This window comes from bacterium (assembly GCA_035371905.1).
In the GTDB taxonomy this organism is placed as follows: Bacteria; Ratteibacteria; UBA8468; order B48-G9; family JAFGKM01; genus JAMWDI01.
Window position 1 is genome coordinate 23154 of record DAORXQ010000007.1, and the last position, 16525, is coordinate 39678.

The window sequence follows — 16525 nt, forward strand, 5'->3', positions numbered from 1 at the left end:
AATTTCTGGTAAATTAAGTATTATGAAAAAAGTTCTTGTTACAGGTGGTGCAGGATTTATTGGAAGTCATCTTGTTGACGAACTTGTAAAAAAAGGATATGAGGTTACTGTTTACGACAGTTTAGACCCACAGGTTCATCCTGATGGTATACCTGATTATATAAATTTAAATGCAAGGTATATTTTTGAAGATATAAGAAAAAAACAGGAATTGAAAAAGATAATAAAGGAAATTGATTATATTTTTCATTTTGCCGCAAAGGTTGGTGTGGGGCAATCTCAGTATCAGATAGAAAAATATGTTGATGTAAATATAAAAGGTACAGCGAATTTACTGGATATCCTTGTAAATACAAAAAATAATGTAAAAAAACTTATTGTTGCTTCTTCAATGAGTATTTATGGAGAAGGACTTTATAAATGTGAAAAATGTGGAAATGTAAAACCAAATTTAAGAGATTTTAAAGACGAAAAAATAAATGACTGGGAACCAAAATGTCCTTACTGTAAAGAAAAAATAACACCCTTACCTACTCCTGAGACATTACCCCTTATAAGTAACTCAATTTATGCCATAAGTAAAAAAGAACAGGAAGAAATGTCTCTTCTGATTGGAAAAACATACGGAATTCCTGTTGTTTCTTTAAGATTTTTCAATGTTTATGGACCGAGACAAACACTTTCAAATCCTTATACCGGTGTCTGTGCAATTTTTTTAAGCAGAATAAAGAATAATAATCCTCCTGTTATTTATGAAGATGGATTACAGACAAGAGATTTTATCTGGGTTGGAGATGTTGTTAATGCCTGTATTTTATCAATGGAAAAAAATGAAGCAAATTACCAAATTTTTAATGTTGGAAGTGGAAAACCTGTTTCTATACTTGAAATGGCAGAACTTTTAATAAAACTACTCGGTAAGGATTTAAAACCAGAGATAACTTATAAATTCAGAAAAGGAGATGTAAGACACTGTTATGCTGATATAAGTAAAATAAAAAATAAGATTGGATTTGAACCACAGACCACACTTGAAGAAGGGATGAAAAAACTGATTGAATGGGCAAAAGAAACAGAGGCAGAGGATAAGTTTGAAAAGGCACAAGAAGAATTGAGAAAGAAAGGGCTTGTTTAAAATCTATGGATTTATTTTTGAGTATAATTATTCCAGCAAGAAATGAAGAAGAAAATATAAAAGAAACAATAGAAAGCATAATCCCTAATATAAATATAGAAGAAACTGAAATAATTGTAGTAAACGACCACTCAGAAGATAGAACTGAAAATATTGTTTCCCAACTCTGTAAAAAATATAATTTTTTAAAAATTGTAAGAAACGAGAAAGAACCTGGATTTGCAAACACTTTAAAAACTGGCTTTGAAAATGCAAAAGGAGAATTTGTTTTACCTGTTATGGCTGATTTATGTGACCAGCCAGAAACGATAAAAAAAATGGTTAAAAAAGCAAAGGAAGGATTTGACCTGATATGCGGTTCAAGATATTCCAAAAAAGGCAAAAAAATAGGAGGTCCAAAAATTCAGAGTTTATTTTCAAGATTTGTAGGAGTAAGTTTATATTACCTGATAGGGATACCAACAAAGGACTGCCCAAATGCTTTTAAGATGTACAGAAGGACTATTTTGAATTCTTTGAATTTAAAATCAAAGGGTTTTTCAATATCTATGGAGGCATGTTTAAAGTTTTTCTTTTCAGGATATAAAATCTGCGAAGTTCCAACTATATGGTATGGAAGGAAAAAAGGAAAATCAAAATTTAAATTATCAAAAACATTACCTTATGTAAAACTCTATTTCTGGGCAATACTGAAAAAATGGAAATTTCTGTAATAATACCTGCTTATAATGAAGAGAAAAGGATATTGGAAACTCTTGAAAAAATTTATGAATACTTAAAAAATAAAAATTATGCTTTTGAAATAATTGTAGTAGATGATGGAAGTAAAGATAAAACAGTAAATGTTGTATTAAATTTTGCTGATGGGAAAAAAGAAGTTAAAATTTTAAAGCATGAAAAAAATATGGGAAAGGGTGCCGCAGTTAAAACTGGAGTACTTAGTGCTTCTGGAGATTTAGTTTTATTCACAGATGCAGACCTTTCAACCCCAATAGAAGAAATTGAAAAACTAAAAAAATCAATAGAAATTGGTTATGATATTTCAATTGGCTCAAGAGGGCTTAAAGAATCAAAAATAATAATTCCTCAACCTTGGCACAGAAGAATAATAGGGAAAATTTTCCCCTTACTTGTTCGCATCCTTGTTATTAATGATTTTAAGGATACACAATGTGGATTTAAGTTATTCAAAAAAGGTGTTGCAAAAAAGATATTTGAAGAATTGAAAACAGATGGGTTTGCGTTTGATGTCGAAGTTTTAGCAAAAGGGAAAAAATATGGTTATAAAATTGACGAAGTTCCTGTAGTATGGTATAATTCACCACGTTCTTCAGTGAAAATCTTTAAGGACTCTTTTAGAATGTTTATATCTCTTTTAAAAATTAAAAAAATAATAAATGAAAACTGATTTAGTCAGTATTATTATTCACTATGGAGAAATTGAATATTTAAGACAATGCTTAATTTATATTTTTCAAAATACATTTTACCAGAATTTAGAAATAATAGTAGTAAGTAATGAAAAAATTTTGGAGATGGAAGAATTATGTATTCCTTCTAATAAGGTTAAGATTATAAATTCACATAAAAATCTTGGATATGCTGGAAGTATTAACTTGGGAATAAAATTTTCTTCGGGAACAATATTAGCCATTTTAAATAATGATGTAATAGTAGGAAATAATTGGTTGAACCCTTTAATTCAAATTTTAAAGAAAGATAATGTTGCTGGAGTATAGTGTAAAATTATATAATGGAAATGTAAATATAAATTTGATTATGCAGGTGCCGCAGGAGGTTTTATTGACATATTTGGATATCCATTTTGTAGGGGTAGAATTTTTGAAACATTAGAATCTGATAAAGGACAATATAATAACGAAAAAGAAGTATTCTGGATTTCAGGAGCATGCATGATAATAAAAAAAGAAGTTTTTGAAAAAGTAGGACCTTTTGATGAAATTTTTTTTATGTATGGGGAAGAAATAGATTGGTGCTGGAGAGCTAATATAATGGGATATAAATTTATTTTTTCTCCTGCTTCAATTGTCTATCATATTGAAATTGCTTCTGTACAGAAATGGCCAATACATAAAAAAACTTTTTATCTTAACAGAAATCACCTTATACTTTTGGTAAAAAATTATTCATTTAAAACTTTATTTATGATTTTACCTGTGAAAATAGTAATGGAATTTATTTCTTTTTTTTATTATATAGTTAGTAAAAAATTTAAAAGTGCCTTTTTTGTTTTAAAAAGTTTAAAATGGATAATAATAAATTACTCACTACTTATACGAAAAAATAGTGAGGTCCAGAAAAAAAGAATAATTTCTGATAGGAATTTATTTAAAAAAATATATATATCTTCAATTGCTTTTCAATACCATATTTTAAAGAAGAAATCTTTTTTAAAATTGTAAAAATGAGAAAAAATGAGAAAATTAACTGGGGTGAATTCCCAGAATTTTATGGACCGAGGGATTATTTTAGAAATACTTTAATAATAAAAAAAGTAAAAATTTTTTTAAAAAAGGGAAGCAACATTTTAGATTTTGGTTATGGAGTTGGAAATTTAGCAATAAGATTGGCAAGTTTGAACTACAATGTTATTTGTTATGATGTTTCTGAACTTTCAATAAAATTTTTAGAAAAAAGAGTTAAAAAATTGTCTATAAAAATAATTAAAGACAAAAATCTGTTATTTAATTCAAATAAGAAAATAGATGGGATATGCTGTGGAGAAGTTTTAGAACATATAGAAGATGATAGGTCTATAATAAATCTTTTTAAAAATCTTCTTAAAAATGGGGGAGTTTGTATTATTACTGTTCCGGCAAAAAAAACATATTGGGATAGAAGTGATATATTGGCTTATCATTACAGGAGATATGAAAAAGAAACATTTATTTCTTTATTATCTTCATATGGATTTAAAATCATAGATTTTTATTGTTTTGGACCCATCACATTAATTTGGCATAAACTAATATTTCTTCCTATTTTTAGGAAAAATGTTCTTAATAGATTTTCAAGAAAGGGCTCCATAAAAAAAATTTTATCTTTTTTGTTTTATTTTGATTTTCTTTTTTTAACAATAGATATTTGGAATTATTATCTTACAGTAATAAGAAAATATGAAAAAAAAACATAAATCATTTTTGCTATTGTGTTTAATAGGGTTTTTATTCACTTTTTACATTTCAGGAATTAATTGGGGACTTCCTTCAAAAAAATTAAATAGTTTATATTTTTACAAAAATGAAAATTTATCAAAAACTCTTGAATTGATTAAAAACTATAAAGAAGAAATATGGAAGGGTTATGGTTATTATCTTGCCTTGCATCCGGAAGAGGAAGAAAAAAAATTGCCAAGAAATCTTTATAATCCAATAAGAAGTTATCATCCAGATGAATATTTTGTTTTAAAAGTTCTTGCTTCAATGGATCTTAAAAAATTTGATTTTAATCCATATCAATTTACAATTGGTGGTGTTTATTTATATTTAATTGGGTTTGCATTGTTTGTTCTATCAAAATTAAAAATTCTTATTCTTACAAAAAACCTTGATTTTTATTTTAATAATCCTATAGAATTCAGCAAATTTTACATTGTTGGTAGATTAATTACTGTTTTCTATGGCATTGGTGTAATAATTTTGTCTTTCTTAATTGCTAAAAAGTTATATAAGGATAATAAAAGGCCATTTTTGATAAGTTTTTTAATCTCTTTTTCACCTTTGATAATACTTAATTCATCCTATATGTATGTTGATATTCCTGGACTTTTCTGGATTATGGCATGTATATATTATTCTCTTAAAAATTTTGAAAATTTATCTTATAAAAATTTTTTTATTGCTGGAGTTTTTTCTGGACTTGCCATGGGAACCAAAATCCCTCTTTTTACTTCAATTTTTATTCCATATTTAACCTCAATTTTAATTTATCAGAAAGATATTAAAAAAATTTTTATTTCTTTTATTTATATTACAGGAGGAGCAATTTTGTCTTTTGGAATAACAAATCCTTACTTTTTTATAACTTTCCCAATGCCACTTATTGAATTAAAACAGCATACACCTTTAAGTTTCAGTGGAAAATTTTATATAAATGCTCTTGGATATGGGATTGGATGGCCTGTATTTGTATGTGGAGTAATTGGTTTGTTTTTAAACAGAAAAAATTACATTGATAAAAAATATATTTTGCTTTTTCTTTGGATTATCTTTTATTTTTTATTCATCTCACTTTTCTCTAAAAATTATGCAAGATATATTTTACCAATCACACCAGTTTTTATAATTTGTGGATATGAATTCTGGACTGAAAAAGGAATAAAAAAATTCCCAAGATATTTTAAAAACATTGTTTTATATCTATCCCTTCTTTTTTCTTTTATTTATGGTATGAGTTTTAAATCATTATTTTTAAAGGAAAATATAAGGACAGAAGCAGGAATATGGATAAAAGAAAATATACCAGAAGGAAAATCTATTGGTGTTTGTGAAGTTCCATGGCAGCTTCAGATGCCTCCTTTTGATTATTTTTCTTATAAAGTTGTTGTTATAAATTATGATTTTGAAAAATTAAAAAAAGAAAATCCTGAATACTTTATAATTTCTTCTTTTCAGGCACCAATACCATCCTACCCTTCAAATTTACAAAAAGAAAGAATAGAATTTTACCAGAAATTTATAAACTCAAATTTTTATAAACCAATAAAAATCTTTCAAAAATTTCCTTTTTTCAGTATAATAAATTTTAATTTTAAAGTTTTGCCCGAAGATTTGATATACTTAAATCCAACAATTTTAATATTAAAAAAAAATGAGTGAGATATTTAATTTTGATTTACCAAAAGAATTGATTGCTCAGTATCCATTAAAAGAAAGAGAAAAAGCAAGATTGATGATTGTCCATAGGGAAAATAAAGAAATTAAAGAAGACCTTTTTGAAAATATTGGGAATTATTTAAACGATAGATTTGTAATTGTTTTAAATGATACAAGAGTTATACCAGCAAGAATAATCTGCAATAAAGAGACGGGTGGAAAAATAGAAGTATTTCTTTTAAAAAATCTTGATAAATTTTTATGGCAGGTACTTATTAAAGGAAAAATAAAAGTTAGTGCGAAATTTAAAAAAGAAGATATGGAAGGAAAGATTGTTGAAAAAAAAGAAAATGGAAGTTATATTGTTGAATTTAATAAGGATAAAGAAGAAATTAAAAATTATGGAGAAATACCACTACCTCCTTATATAAAAAGGAAACCAGAAAAAGAGGATAAAATTTATTATCAAACTGTCTATGCAAAGAAAAATGGTTCAATTGCAGCACCGACAGCAGGACTTCATTTTACAGAAGAGATTATTGAAAAATTGAAAAATAAGGGAATTGAATTTATATCAATTACTTTACATATTGGATGGTATTCAATAAAGGTCTTAAAAGAAAATAAAAATTCTGTTGGTGAGGAATATTTAGAAATAAATGAAGAAACTGCTATAAGATTGAACGAACTTAAAAGTAAAGGTAAAAAAATTATTGCTGTTGGAACAAGTACAACAAGAGGTCTTGAAAGTGCAACTGAAAATGGAAAGATTAAACCATATAATGGCTATACAAATCTTTTTATAAAACCAGGTTTTAAATTTAAATTTATTGATGGACTTATAACAAACTTTCACCTGCCAAAATCTACCCACTTATCTCTTGTCTGTGCTTTTGCTGGAACTGAATTGATTGAAAAGTGTTATAAAATTGCTATTGAAAAAAAATATAGATTTTATTCTTATGGTGATAGTATGCTTATAATTTAAAATGGAATTCAAAATTTTATATAAAAATTTAGAAACGAAAGCAAGAATTGGAGAAATAAAACTTCCACATGGAAAAGTTAAAACACCTTGTTTTATGCCTGTTGCAACACTTGCAAATGTAAAAACTCTTACTTCTGAGGACTTAAACGAAATTGGTGTTGAAATGATAATCTCAAATGCATATCATCTTTATCTTAAGCCAGGGGTTGAAATTATTGAAAAAATAGGTGGTATTCATAAATTTATGAATTGGGAAAAACCAATTGTTACTGATAGTGGTGGATTTCAAATATTTAGTTTAGAAAATGTGAAAATAAATGAAGATGGAGTAATTTTTAAATCAAAGATAGATGGTTCAACCCATTTTATAACACCAGAAAAATCAATAGAAATTCAGGAAAAAATAGGAGCAGATATAATAATGGCTTTTGATTATTGTCCAAAAAACTGGAATGATTATGAGGAAGTAAAAAAAAGTGTTGATTTGACTTTAAAATGGGCCAATATATGTAAAAAAGTGCATAAAAAAGAAAATCAGGAATTATTTGGTATTATTCAGGGAGGTATTTATAATGAATTAAGGGAAAAATGTATTGAAGGACTGGAAAAAATTGGTTTTGGTGGATATGGCTTTGGTGGTTTGAGTATTGGAGAGCCATATGAAGAAACATTAAAAACAACAAAATACATAATTGAAAATTTACCTTATAATAAAATCAGATATTTTATGGGAATTGGAATGCCTTTACAAATACTTGAACTTGTTGAAATGGGAATTGATATGTTTGATTGTGGTATGATAACACATATTGCAAGGACTGGTTCAACATTAACTTGGAAAGGAAAGATAAATATAAAGGCAGGTAAATATAAAGATGATTTTTCTCCACTTGACCCTGATTGTGATTGTATTGTCTGTAAAAATTATACGAAAAGTTATATAAGACATCTTATAAATACAAAGGAAATAACAGGCCTTCGCCTTAATTCTTTTCACAATGTTTATTTTATGATTAAATTTATGGAAAAAATTAGAGAAAGCATAAAAAATAATAACTTTAAAAAATTCAAAAAGGAGTTTATAAATGAATGGAAGAGAGAGATGGAACAGGACTTTTAATTTTCAAAAAGTTGATAGAATATTTAATTGTGAATTTGGATGGTGGAATGAGACACTTTTAAGATGGCATAAAGAAGGATTACCAGAAGAAGTAAAAACAAATGGAGATGGAGATAAATTCTTTAAATTTGACCCTATCGGAGGAATACCTATAAATATGGGTTTAATGCCAAATTTTGAAGAAAAAATAATTGAAGAAACAGAAAGATACATAATAAAACAGGGAACAGATGGAGTTATAAGTAAAATATTTAAAAATGAAATTCAGACAATTCCCCATTATATAAAATTTCCTGTTGAAAATAAAAATGACTGGATTGATTTTAAAGAAAGATTAAAACCTGAAATTTCAAAAAGATATCCTGATGAAAAAACATGGGAAAATTTAAAAAAAGAATGGAAAAATAGAGATTATCCTCTTGGAATTGGTGTTGGTTCTTTATTTGGCTGGATAAGAAACTGGATGGGATTTGAAAACTGCCTTATTTCTATTTATGAACAACCTGACTTAATAGAAGAAATGATGGACCATATTGTTTATTTTGTTTTAACATTAATTGAAAAGGCACTTGAAGAAGTTAAAGATATTGATTTTGCTGCCTTTTGGGAAGATATGGCTTTCAAAACAGGACCAATGATTTCTCCAAAACATTTTTCTCAATTTATGGTTCCAAGATATAAAAAAATTACTGAAAGATTGAAAAAAGAAGGAATAAATGTTGTAATAGTTGATTGTGATGGAAATATAAATGAACTAGTATCTTTATGGCTTGAGGCAGGGGTAAATGTGATGTTTCCTCTTGAAATAAATAGTAATTCTGACCCTGTTGTTTTAAGAAAAAAATATGGGAATAAAGTTCTTTTGAAAGGTGGTTTTGATAAAAAGGCATTAATATATGGAAAAGAGGCAATTGATAAAGAATTTGAAAGAATAAAGGAAGTTGTTAATTCAGGAGGTTATATTCCACATGTTGACCACAGGGTTCCTGCTGATGTAAGTTATGGGAACTATATTTATTACTTAAAAAAGAAAAAAGAAGTTTTCAATATTTTTGATTGGGAAATAGAGGAGATACTGAAATGAAATGCGGATATGTAACAATACTCGGAAAGCCAAATACAGGAAAATCAACTTTACTTAATACTATTTTGAAACAGAAGGTCTCTATTGTCTCTCCTAAACCAGCAACTACAAGGATTAAAGTTATAGGAATTTATAATGATGAAAGAGGCCAGATAATTTTTATAGATACACCTGGGTTTGAAGAAGGAAGAAATGAACTCGGGAAATTTATGTTAAAGTCAATATATTCATCTCTTGAAGAGACAAACCTCATTTTATTTTTAATTGAAAGCACCGGCTGGACAAATGAAGATGAAAAAATTCTTGAAATTTTAAAAAAACTGGAAAATAAAAAAGTCATACTTGGAATTAATAAGATAGATATACTTAAGTTTAAAGAAGAACTTCTTCCTTTGATTGATGAAAGTAGTAAAAAGTTTAATTTTGTTGAAATAGTCCCTTTTTCTGCATTAAAAAATAAAAATCTTGATTCATTAATTAAAGCAATTTTTTCACATCTTCCTGAATCAGAAAAATTTTATCCGGTTGATATGATAACAAACTTACCACTTGAATATAAACTTGCAGAAATAATAAGGGAAAAAGTATTACAGAAAACATTTCAGGAAGTTCCTCATTCTGTTGCTGTTGAAATTGAAGAAATGAAAGAAGGAGAAAAAAATAAGGATATGGTTGTAATCAAAGCGAATATAATTGTGGATAGGGAAAATTTAAAATCAATTATTATTGGGAAAGATGGAAAAATGATAAAAACAATCGGTAAACTTGCAAGAGAAGAGATGGAGTTAATTTTAGGGAAAAAGGTATATCTTGAATTGTGGGTTAAAGTAATTGAGGACTGGAGAAACAAAATTGATGTTTTCAGAAAATTTGGCTATGGAAACTTTTAACTTTTCTATCAATGGTATGTTTTGCTAAAATTTTTTAAGTATGTTGTTTTATAAGTTTTCATCTCATTGATTTGAAGTTAAAGATTGTAAGTTTGATAAAAGATATATGAAAAGATAGGATTAATACCTATAAAATTTACAGATATTTCTAAATAAATTTTTTTAAATAAAGGAGGGGGAGATGAGACTTATTGAGATAAGTGGATTGATTGAAAATGGGATGTGGAATTATGGAGACGAATTAAAAGAAGAAATTTTTTCAGGACCTAAAATTATTGAAGTTTCAAATATTAAGAAGGACGGTTTTTCTGCTCACAGATTTGAGATGAGTATCTTAACAGGAACATATCTTGAAACAGGAGCCCATATACTTGAAAATGTGAAAACTGTTGACCAGGTACCTGTTGAAGAACTTTTTCTTGAATGTTCAATAATAAAATTGAAAGAAAAAATATCAGGAGAACATATAAAAGTTGAAGAACTTGAAAAATCAGGAATTGAAGTTAAAGAAGGAGATTGTTTAATTATTTATACCGGATGGTATAAGATGTGGAATAAAAATGGTTTTGTCTTGAATTCTCCTCATTTTGAATATTCTGCAATGGACTGGATTATAAGTAAGAAAGTTAAAATTCTTGCAGGTGATATTCCTTGTTATGACGATATAAGGGATCCTTCCGATTCAAAAAATTTACCAAATTTAAGAAAACTTTATCTCTCAGGTGCTATGTGTCTTGCTCCTGTTATAAACGGCGATAAAGTTGAAAGTGGAAGAAGTAAAATTGTAATTATGCCTTTAAGAGTAAAAGGAGTTTCTGCTTCTCCTTCTCGAGCAGTTCTTATTCTATAATGAATTGACAATTTTTTTAAATTTTTTACAATATTGTAAAAAAGAATTTTATGAGTATTTTTAAAGTTGAGAGATTAGTAAAAAATTTTCAGAGAAATTTAAAAATTTTAGGGAAATATAGAAATAAAAGGTGAAAAAAATACCAAAAAAAACAGAAATTATAGTTATTGGAGCAGGGCTTATGGGGTGTTCAATTGCATATTATCTGACAAAAGAAAAAAAAGAAGTGGTTATTTTTGAAAAAAGGAATATAGCATCAGGAGCAAGTGGTAGAAACGGAGGACAGGTGATACAACTTGAAGGGAGGGATAAAAACCCTGAAACAATAAGGAAAAGATTATCAATAACAAAAGAAAACAACAAAATTTTAAAAAACCTTGAAAAGGAGTTAAATTTTAAACTTGAATATCAGAAAATAGGAAGTTTAGACCTTGCAATTACAAAGGAGGAGTGGGAAGATATAATTAAAACAGTTGAAATTCAGAAAAAATCAGGTGATAAAGAAATAGAAATTTTAAATAGAAAAGAAACGCTCAAAATCTGTCCTGTTTTGACAGATAAAGTTTATGGGGCAAGATACAGAGAATCTGATGGTACAATAAATCCATTCTTTCTAACATATGGTTTTGCCTTCAACAGTCAAAAAAATGGAGCAAAAATTTTTACATATACACCTGTTAAAAAAATTATAAAGGAAAATAAAAAAGTTAAAGGAGTTGAACTTGAAAATGGAGAAAAAGTTTATTCTGATATTGTTATAAATTCTACAAATGCATGGTCAAGTTTTTTATGTCCTGAAATTGATATACTTCCATTAAGGCAGGTTGCTGTTGTTACAGAACCGGTTGCAAAATTACCGGTTTTTCCAATGGAAGCGTTTATTGATGGTGATGCTATTTTTACAACTACTCAAACAAAAAGTGGAAATCTTGTTGCTGGTGGGTTTAAAACTCAAGCAAGAGAAAGGAACTTACATTATGACGAATCAGTTGAACCAATTGAAATTTCAGGCAGTTCTGCAATTTTTAAGAGAGTTTTTAAAGAACTTGAAAACATATCAATTATTCGTTCATGGAGTGGAGTAATGGCAGTTACAGGAGATTGTTTACCATGCATAGGAAAGTATCCTGATACAGAAAATCTTTACATCGCTGCAGGTTTTTTAAATGGTATGGCTTATGGACCAATTATTGGAAAACTTGTTTCAGAACTTATTGTTTATGGAAAAACATCTTTATCAATTGAAATCTTTAAACCTGAACGATTCTATAAGAAAAAAATAAACTGGCCTAAATTTTATAATTACACAATTTTGGCAGAATTTTTTGCAAGAGTATAAAATGGAACATATTGAAATTGTAAAAAGAGCAATAGAATTTAAAAATCCAGATTATCTTCCAATGGAACTCGTTGATGTACCCAAAATATACAATGCTTATGGAACACTTAACCCTGATAAAGTGAGATTTATACCGGGAACAGAAGATTTTGATTCTGCATGGGTTACATATCACTGGACATTTATAGAAGAAAAAAATTTAGGAAATGGAGAAATTTTGAGAAAAGATGAATGGAATGTATGGCAGAAAATTCCCTTTGATAAAAATTCAACTTATATAATAATTGAAAACCCTCTTGCTGATAAAAATAATCTTTCAGATTATAAATTCCCATCCCCGGAAATAGCGGATAAATTTTTTGAAAGAATAAGTAAAATAATAAAAGAAAATTATTCTGATAGATTTATATGTGGATATATTGATCCTGGAGCGTTTCTTATTGCTTACAATATTTTTGGATATCAAACATTTTTCATAAAACTTGTAGAGGATATTAATTTTATTCTTGATGTCATTTCTTACATTTTTGAATATCACTGTTCTTTAATTCCTAAATGGAAAAAAGCAGGTGCTCATATGGTAAATATAATAGATGAAATTGCTGGAAATAAGGGTTTATTTTTTAATCCTCAAATCTGGCAAAAATATTTCAGACCATTTTATGAAAAGTTATTCAGAAAAATTCATCAGGAGAATATGTATACAGGACTTCTTTTTGACGGAGATATAAGAATTATACTTGATGATTTACTGAATATGGAAATTGATGTTTTTCAATTTGTTCAGCCAAATGTAGTTGGAATAAAAACAATTAAAGAAAAGATAAAAGGGAAAAGATGTATTAAATGTTCTGTAGATATGATGAGTACACTTGCACATGGAACTCCAGAAGATATTAAAAGAGAAGCAGAAGAACTTGTTAAAAACCTTAACTCGCCATCAGGTGGTTTTATATGCAATGTTTTAAGATGGTATAGACCCACATATCCTGAAAAGAATGTTATTGCGTCAGTAGAAACATTTAATAAATACAGAAAAAATGAAAAGAAAAGATTTTAGAATTTATAAACATCCTATTTTGGGTGATCTGTCCGAAAGAAAGAAAATTTACATTTATTTTAACGGCAAAAAACTTACTGCTTATGAAGGAGAAACAATTGCTTCTGTTTTATATGCAAATGGAATAAGAGTATTGAGAAAAACAGAAAAATTTAAACAGCCAAGAGGGATTTTCTGTGGAATAGGCAGATGTACGGACTGTGTTATGATTGTTGATGGAATACCAAATGTAAGAACATGTATAACTCCTGTAAGAGATGGTATGAAAGTTGAATTTCAAAAAGGTCTTGGAGAATGGAAGAAAAAGAACTGGTAATAATTGGAGGAGGACCTGCGGGACTATCTGCTGCAATTGAGGCGAGAAAGAAAGGAATTGATGTTTTATTGATAGATGAGAACTCAAAACCAGGAGGACAGTTATTTAAACAGATACACAGATTTTTTGGTTCAAAGGAGCACATGGCAGGTATAAGAGGATTTGTGATTGGTGAAAGATTATTAAAAGAAGTTAAAGAATTAGGAATAGATGTCTATTTAAATAGTGTTGTTTATGGCATTTTTAAAGATAAAGTTATCGGTATTGTTAGGGAAAATAAAAATATTATTTTAAAGGCAAAATATATAATAATAGCCACAGGTGCAATTGAAAATCCATTATCTTTCCCGGGATGGACACTTCCTGGGGTTATGGGAGCAGGTGCATGCCAGACAATGATAAATATTAACAGGGTGCTACCAGGAAAAAAAGTTTTAATGGTTGGTTCTGGAAATGTTGGTTTAATCATTTCTTATCAGTTATTACAGGCAGGTGCAGATGTTTGTGGTGTTGTTGAAATTATGCCAGATATCGGAGGTTATTTAGTCCATGCAGCAAAGATTAAAAGGTTTGGTGTTCCTATTTATCTTTCAACAACAGTTCTTGAGGCAGTGGGGAAAAAAGAGGTAGAAGGTGCTGTTATATGTCCTGTAGATAATGACTTTAAGCCAATTTTGAGAAAAAGAAAAGAAATTGATGTTGATTTGATATGTATTGCTGTTGGTCTTACTCCATTGAATGAACTTTTATATCAGGCAGGATGTTTATTCACATACAAGGTGTATCTTGGAGGAATAGTGGCTTTACATAATGAAAATATGGAAACAAGTGTAAATGGTATTTATATTGCCGGAGACCTTTCAGGTATTGAAGAAGCATCAACAGCAATGGAAGAAGGAAAACTTGCTGGTTTATCTGTTGCAGAAAGATTGAATAAGAAAAGTCACAAAGATGAAAAGGAAGAAGTTTTAAAAAGATTAAATGATTTTAGAATAGGTACATTTGGGGAAAAGAGAAAAATTGCTAAAGAAGAAATAATAAAGGAATATTATGAAAGAGTTGAAAATTGATGAATTTTTTTATTTGAAGAAAAGTGGTTATCCATCTGAAAGTAGAATTAAAAAAGGACCTGTTGCAATTATTGAATGCGTTGAGGAGATACCATGCAATCCATGTGAAACTATATGTCCTAAAGGAGCAATTAAAGTGGGAGTTCCAATAACAAATTTACCGGAATTGAATGAAGAAAAATGTATTGGTTGTGGAAGATGTATTCCTGTCTGTCCAGGGCTTGCAATATTCGTTTTGGATTATAATTTCACTAAAAAAGAAGTATCTTTATCAATACCTTATGAATTTTTACCACTTCCTGAAAACGGAGATATTGTTAAATGTCTTGATAGAAATGGGAAATATGTATGTGATGGAAAAATTGTTAAGGTTATTCCGCCTGAAAAAAATAATATGACAGGAATTATAACATTTTCATTTCCCAAAAAATATTACAATTTTGTGAGGAGTTTTAAAATAAAAAAATGGAAAAGAAAAAAATAATATGTAGATGTAAGGAAATAACAGAGGAAGAAATAATTGAAATTATAGAAAAAGGCATTGTGGATGTTGATGGAATAAAAAGGGCTCTTGGAGCAGGTATGGGTTTATGTCAGGGAAAGACATGTTCAATTTTGATAGCAAAAATAATTTCAAAAAAAACAGGAATACCATTGGAGGAAATAAGACAGCAAACAAGTAGAGCACCTGTAAGACTTATTTCTGTAAAAACAATTTCAGAATTAGAAGAACGATAGATTTAATTATTTTGATTTTGTACATTGGAGAAGTGATTATTTATGTATGATTCATAAAGACAGAAGAAGTTAAAACCTTTTTTCTACCTTTTACCTTTCTCATGTTTTTTATCCCAATTGAATAAGTTTTTAAAAGTTATTTTTTAATATTTTTAATTTTTTCTACGTCTCATTTTTTGTTCTTAATAATATGAATTTTCTCTGAATATTTTTACTGCATGGGTATATGTTTTGAATTTTATTGTTGGTGGAACTGAATGGTCAGAATGGAAAAAATAAGGTATTCTCATCTCTCTCAATTTCTTCACCTTTCTCAAAACTTCTTCTTCAACTTTATTCAGTTCATTTGTACCAAGAATTACTACATTTATATTCCCCATATAGGCAATCTTTTTCCCATATTCTTCTGCAAGTTTTACTACATCAAATCCTGCTTTTGCTTCCATCGGTTGAATACAGTCAAAACCAGCATCAATAATTAAAGAAATTGCTTTTCTTACATCTCCACAACTATGAAGAATTACAGGCAACCCATAATCTTTAAAGAAACTTACAAGTTTTTTCTCATAAGGCATTATAAGTTCTTCAAGTGTTTTAGGTGAGCAGAAAAGTCCTTTTGAATAACCAAAATCTTCATAAAGAAAAAATCCATCTGGTGTACCAACTTCCCTGAATAAAATCTCATAATGCCTTATATAAAAATCTGTATAAAGTTGGCAGAAATCTTTTATCCATTCAGGTTCAAGTAATAAAGCGGGAAGGAAATTCTGGTCTCCTATTGTTGCTCTTAAAAGTTCAAATACAAAAAGATTTCCAAATACAGAAAATTTCCCTTTTTCCTTTGCCTTTTTTAGATTTTCTTTTATTGCATTTAAATCTCCCAATCTTTCCTTCTTTGTCTCAAAAAGAATTTCTCTGTATTTTTTCCATATCTCTGATGTCTTAATTTCAAAATCAATATGTTCAGGTGTTCCACATTTTTTCTTCCACCACTTTAAAATTGCTCCTCTTCCATCTTTTATAATCTGCCATTCATCTGTTTCTTCAAGAACTTCACTTCTTCCAGGGAAAAGAGATGTATCAAACCAGCCACCACAATT

General features: G+C 28.2%; 19 protein-coding genes. 18 read left to right on the top strand and 1 reads right to left on the bottom strand.

From position 1 onward, the window contains the following. Nucleotides 1-22: 22 nt before the first annotated feature. From PKV21_01480 to PKV21_01565, 18 genes are all read left to right on the top strand, one after another. Nucleotides 23-1135, top strand: coding sequence for an SDR family NAD(P)-dependent oxidoreductase (locus PKV21_01480; GenBank protein HOM26161.1), 1113 nt, complete (start codon nt 23-25; stop codon nt 1133-1135). Nucleotides 1136-1140: 5 nt separating this feature from the next. Continuing rightward, complete coding sequence (locus tag PKV21_01485; protein HOM26162.1) at nt 1141-1848, top strand: glycosyltransferase family 2 protein; 708 nt, start codon at nt 1141-1143, stop codon at nt 1846-1848. Further along, nucleotides 1833-2543 (top strand): glycosyltransferase family 2 protein, encoded by a 711-nt coding sequence (locus PKV21_01490; protein HOM26163.1) that lies wholly within the window; start codon nt 1833-1835, stop codon nt 2541-2543. Before PKV21_01485 ends, PKV21_01490 begins: the two co-directional genes overlap by 16 nt. Further along, nucleotides 2533-2874, top strand: coding sequence for a glycosyltransferase (locus tag PKV21_01495; GenBank protein ID HOM26164.1), 342 nt, complete (start codon nt 2533-2535; stop codon nt 2872-2874). Before PKV21_01490 ends, PKV21_01495 begins: the two co-directional genes overlap by 11 nt. Nucleotides 2875-2973: 99 nt before the next feature. Further along, complete coding sequence (locus PKV21_01500) at nt 2974-3558, top strand: glycosyltransferase family 2 protein (protein HOM26165.1); 585 nt, start codon at nt 2974-2976, stop codon at nt 3556-3558. A gap of 2 nt (nt 3559-3560) precedes the next feature. Continuing rightward, on the top strand, nt 3561-4289 hold the full coding sequence (locus PKV21_01505; GenBank protein HOM26166.1) for a class I SAM-dependent methyltransferase: 729 nt from the start codon (nt 3561-3563) through the stop codon (nt 4287-4289). Next, complete coding sequence (locus PKV21_01510) at nt 4273-5973, top strand: phospholipid carrier-dependent glycosyltransferase (protein ID HOM26167.1); 1701 nt, start codon at nt 4273-4275, stop codon at nt 5971-5973. The genes PKV21_01505 and PKV21_01510 overlap by 17 nt, the downstream gene beginning before the upstream one ends. Continuing rightward, nucleotides 5966-6958 (top strand): tRNA preQ1(34) S-adenosylmethionine ribosyltransferase-isomerase QueA, encoded by a 993-nt coding sequence (gene queA / locus PKV21_01515; GenBank protein HOM26168.1) that lies wholly within the window; start codon nt 5966-5968, stop codon nt 6956-6958. Before PKV21_01510 ends, queA begins: the two co-directional genes overlap by 8 nt. 1 nt (nt 6959) lies before the next feature. Further along, nucleotides 6960-8078 (top strand): tRNA guanosine(34) transglycosylase Tgt, encoded by a 1119-nt coding sequence (tgt, locus tag PKV21_01520; GenBank protein ID HOM26169.1) that lies wholly within the window; start codon nt 6960-6962, stop codon nt 8076-8078. Further along, nucleotides 8044-9162, top strand: coding sequence for a uroporphyrinogen decarboxylase family protein (locus tag PKV21_01525; GenBank protein HOM26170.1), 1119 nt, complete (start codon nt 8044-8046; stop codon nt 9160-9162). Before tgt ends, PKV21_01525 begins: the two co-directional genes overlap by 35 nt. Beyond that, nucleotides 9159-10052: a GTPase Era gene (gene era, locus PKV21_01530; protein HOM26171.1), complete on the top strand. Its 894-nt coding sequence runs from the start codon at nt 9159-9161 to the stop codon at nt 10050-10052. The genes PKV21_01525 and era overlap by 4 nt, the downstream gene beginning before the upstream one ends. A 181-nt stretch (nt 10053-10233) precedes the next feature. Next, the gene (locus PKV21_01535; protein HOM26172.1) at nt 10234-10902 is read left to right on the top strand and encodes a cyclase family protein; all 669 of its coding nucleotides are present in this window, start codon (nt 10234-10236) and stop codon (nt 10900-10902) included. Nucleotides 10903-11032: 130 nt separating this feature from the next. Continuing rightward, nucleotides 11033-12241: an FAD-dependent oxidoreductase gene (locus PKV21_01540; protein HOM26173.1), complete on the top strand. Its 1209-nt coding sequence runs from the start codon at nt 11033-11035 to the stop codon at nt 12239-12241. Between the two features lies 1 nt (nt 12242). Next, nucleotides 12243-13301: a uroporphyrinogen decarboxylase family protein gene (locus PKV21_01545; protein HOM26174.1), complete on the top strand. Its 1059-nt coding sequence runs from the start codon at nt 12243-12245 to the stop codon at nt 13299-13301. Next, a complete protein-coding gene (locus PKV21_01550) occupies nt 13282-13617 on the top strand; it encodes a (2Fe-2S)-binding protein (protein HOM26175.1) in 336 nt (111 codons plus the stop codon). Before PKV21_01545 ends, PKV21_01550 begins: the two co-directional genes overlap by 20 nt. After that, on the top strand, nt 13596-14687 hold the full coding sequence (locus PKV21_01555; protein ID HOM26176.1) for an NAD(P)/FAD-dependent oxidoreductase: 1092 nt from the start codon (nt 13596-13598) through the stop codon (nt 14685-14687). The genes PKV21_01550 and PKV21_01555 overlap by 22 nt, the downstream gene beginning before the upstream one ends. After that, nucleotides 14668-15171 (top strand): 4Fe-4S binding protein, encoded by a 504-nt coding sequence (locus tag PKV21_01560; protein ID HOM26177.1) that lies wholly within the window; start codon nt 14668-14670, stop codon nt 15169-15171. Before PKV21_01555 ends, PKV21_01560 begins: the two co-directional genes overlap by 20 nt. Continuing rightward, a complete protein-coding gene (locus tag PKV21_01565; protein HOM26178.1) occupies nt 15153-15425 on the top strand; it encodes a (2Fe-2S)-binding protein in 273 nt (90 codons plus the stop codon). Before PKV21_01560 ends, PKV21_01565 begins: the two co-directional genes overlap by 19 nt. Nucleotides 15426-15607: 182 nt before the next feature. Here PKV21_01565 and PKV21_01570 read toward each other — a convergent pair. Beyond that, nucleotides 15608-16525: uroporphyrinogen decarboxylase family protein (locus PKV21_01570; GenBank protein ID HOM26179.1), on the bottom strand; the 918-nt coding region annotated here is incomplete at its 5' end.